Origin of the sequence: Desulfovibrio sp. 1214_IL3152, from assembly GCF_036763055.1 — a bacterium.
Taxonomy (GTDB): Bacteria; Desulfobacterota; Desulfovibrionia; order Desulfovibrionales; family Desulfovibrionaceae; genus Desulfovibrio.
On record NZ_JBAIYW010000553.1, the window covers coordinates 1 to 3,066 of the forward strand.

3 protein-coding genes and 1 pseudogene are annotated in these 3,066 nt (G+C 57.6%); 1 reads left to right on the top strand and 3 read right to left on the bottom strand.

The window, feature by feature from the left end; genetic code table 11:
* Nucleotides 1-573: pseudogene (locus tag V6C07_RS11660) on the top strand (hypothetical protein); the annotation flags it as partial.
* A 245-nt stretch (nt 574-818) separates the two neighbouring features.
* Here the strand turns inward: V6C07_RS11660 and V6C07_RS11665 are convergent.
* From V6C07_RS11665 to V6C07_RS11675, 3 genes are all read right to left on the bottom strand, one after another.
* Complete coding sequence (locus tag V6C07_RS11665; RefSeq protein ID WP_333536646.1) at nt 819-1,523, bottom strand: phosphoribosylaminoimidazolesuccinocarboxamide synthase; 705 nt, start codon at nt 1,521-1,523, stop codon at nt 819-821.
* A 384-nt stretch (nt 1,524-1,907) separates the two neighbouring features.
* A complete protein-coding gene (locus V6C07_RS11670; protein ID WP_333536648.1) occupies nt 1,908-2,231 on the bottom strand; it encodes a hypothetical protein in 324 nt (107 codons plus the stop codon).
* Nucleotides 2,232-2,247: 16 nt separating this feature from the next.
* Nucleotides 2,248-2,853, bottom strand: coding sequence for a hypothetical protein (locus V6C07_RS11675; RefSeq protein ID WP_333536650.1), 606 nt, complete (start codon nt 2,851-2,853; stop codon nt 2,248-2,250).
* Nucleotides 2,854-3,066: the final 213 nt, after the last annotated feature.

Below are 3,066 nucleotides of genomic sequence, written 5' to 3' on the forward strand. Positions count from 1 at the left end.
GCCGATGACGGCGCCCATGCCGCCTTCAGCGCACACAGTGACACTACTGCACATGAGGACATTCCTGGCCCGGACGCCCCCGCACCGGGGAACTTCAGCGGAGAAACGGACGAGCCGACGCAGCCGCTCTTCGCTTTCCTGAGCGACCACAGCGCGGACACGTCCCCAGACATGCTCACAGATATGTCCCATGAGAGCGGGGACGACACCCTGCACAGCGGCTATCTCAGCAACGATGCCGGCGACAGCGGCGCTCTTGCCGATCTTCATGCCTCCATCACTCTGGCCTATGGCGATGAAAGCTTTGACGCCCTGTTTGCGGCAACCACCGCGCAGGCTGCCGAAGATGGCAAGACCGACCTCTTCGAAGGAACCGACCTGAACACTGTGGCGCTGACCGACATGAATGCGGCCCTTGGTCAGAATCCCCTTGCCGAGGCGGCCCACGATGCTCCTGCCGCAACGGTGGAAGGCATGGTCATTGCCACGAGCGAAGTCAGCAGTGCGCCCAGCGTTATGGATTCCTGCCAGGAGAATACCGACAACGCCGCAAGGGAAATCGCAAGCAGCTAGAGCAGTTTACGCAGATCCGTCCGTTTGGGAATGCACATCCGCAAAACGGCTAGGCTTCACCAAGGCGCGTAACAGCACAAAAACCAGCGCAGCTTCATCCGCAAGCCCTCGGGCAACGGATGAAGCTGCGCCTGCCTTTTGGCGGTGGCGGCCTGTTCACACAGTCGCCAGAGCAGTTTCAAAGTAAAATGCGCAAAAGCGTGAAGGCGTTCCTTCAGGCATCAACCGGCACAAAAACCGTGCGCTCAGCGCCGGAAGCGCTCTGCCAGAGCTTTGCCGGAAACGCGCTTCCCGGTTTTCATGTCAAAGGCCCTGCAGCAGCCGGGGGAAACCTCGTCAATAAGCATGGGCGCACCCTTTTCATCAAGGGCCCATTCAATTTTAATATCCCAGAGATCCAGATCCCGAGCCGCAAACATGCCGTGTATGGCCTGCATGGCCCTTGTGTTGCTGTCCAGAAGGGCGCTCATGGTCCTGGCCTCCACAACGCCCAGGGCCACAAGGGCGGAAGGAACAACAAGCGGATCGCCGGCAGCGTCGTCCTTGAGGGTTATCTCAAACACAGGCTCGGCAAAACGCATGCCGTCATGTACGCCCGGAACCATGCCGTAACGGCGCAAAAAACTTCCTGTGCATACCCAGCGGGCGATCCACTCAATGCCGGGGTTGAACATGGTTCCCCTGCGCACGTCCATTGACAGTGAGGGCAGGTCGTAGGCGATCATGTGCGTGGAGACGCCATTTTTTTCAGCCAGTTCTTCAAAGATGGCCGAGGCCATGAGCAGGCAGGCCTCTCCTTGACCGGGTTCGGTGTTTTCCGCCACCGTGTTTCCGCCGGGATCGATTTCTCCGGCAGCATTTTTTGTCACCCGGTCTGAAAAAATCAAACGCAAGCCGTCTTCGCCGTTGTCATACACGTCTTTGGTTTTGCCGCGGTACACCAGGTTCATGCTCTACTCTCCATTTTTATCGCACGGTTTTATACAAGTTCGCAGGCGTGCATACGTTGGCGCTCTCCCCTGCCCCATGCGCGAAAGTGATGCTGCCCAATTACAAATTTTTCTGCAAGTTCTTCTTGAATGCGGCAGAACATGACGCGGTGAAACGGAACAGACGCCCCTACCTGCCCGTTTGACAGGCCGGGTCTGCGGGCGGGACGGGCAGAAAGGCAGCGGGCAGGTCGGGCAACCGGCAACAGAACGCGCCTTTGCGCACGCCCCTGCGGCCGCAGCAACGAAAGAACGCGCGCCGACATTGCCGACGCACGTTCTTTCAGGCCCTGCAAAGCTGAAAACATGTCTTTTCAGCGCAGGCATATGGCACGTACCTGCATATTATTGCAAAGCCTGCCCTATGGACTGATGGTAGCCGTTCATGCGTTGCCGCTCAAGCCGGGACCGCTGAAGATCCTGGCGCAGGGCATCGCGCGCCCTGATGGCAAGCCCTGTCAGGTGCTCCTGCACACGGGCCAGTTCCACAAGATGCCCCCGATACTCATCAGCATGGCTGCTTTCAAGCACATACCAGGCCATGCTGGTGACCTCGTTGCGTTTTTCCGCAAGAGCCATAGCCCTGTCATACGCGCCGTCTTCAAGAGCGATCATTTCCTGCCGGGCGAGATCAAGGGCCTGGTCCAGCAAGCTGAGTCCCTGAGCCATAAAAACTCCTTACGCCCTACTGGGCAACACGCTTGACAATCTGCTGGTGCAGCAGCTCGCTGACTTCACGCCATTCGGCGCAGATGGGCAAAAATTCGTATTCCAGCAGGTCGGAAAGCAGAATCCAGTCTTCGTTTTCCAGACCATCGCTCATTTCGGAAATCAGGTTAGAGAGCTTTTCGGTCTTTTCGGCAAAAGACGCGGACTCGCCCTCGTCATAACGCCCACGCAGGTCGCCGAGCATGTTCATGAAGTCCCGGGTAACGTCCAGCAGGTCCTGAAGCAGCTCAAGGGCATCGGTGTCCGAGGCTTCACGGAACAGACGGGCAACCTGACGGGCGCCGTGTTCCATCATCAGGGTGACCTTGCCCATTTCGCCTGCTATGTCCACAGCCAGTTCGCTGTTGGGTACAGAACGCACCTCAAGACGCGAAATGGAGTCGCAGGTGATGTCTTCTGCCTGATGCGGGTAAATCTCTGAAAAGGCTTCATCGTTTACCAGAACATCGGTGATCACGCGCCCTTCCATTTCCTCGTCACGCATGATGCTGGTCAGGGCCTGCTCAAGGTTTTCAAACGCGGATATGCTTTTGAAGCTTTGATTGCCATCAACGATTATCATAGTGTTCCTCCTGTCCCTACGGGGAAGAATTTGCCGCCATAAGGCTGCATCGGTTATAGCAAACTGCATGCCATTTTATTTATATACTGTCTTTCCACCGCTCTAGCGTCGAGCGTAAACACTGTATCAACTGCGTCAGGTCTGCCATGCTCCCGCCCCGCTGCTGCCGCAGCTCACGCCAGAAGCCGCCCAGGGCGGCAAGAGCCGGGGCAG

What these genes read in the sequence shown, in the direction of transcription:
- V6C07_RS11665 (WP_333536646.1), bottom strand. Translation starts at nt 1,523, where the DNA reads ATGAACCTGGTGTACCGCGGCAAAACCAAAGACGTGTATGACAACGGC.
- V6C07_RS11675 (WP_333536650.1), bottom strand. Translation starts at nt 2,853, where the DNA reads ATGATAATCGTTGATGGCAATCAAAGCTTCAAAAGCATATCCGCGTTT.
- V6C07_RS11670 (WP_333536648.1), bottom strand. Translation starts at nt 2,231, where the DNA reads ATGGCTCAGGGACTCAGCTTGCTGGACCAGGCCCTTGATCTCGCCCGG.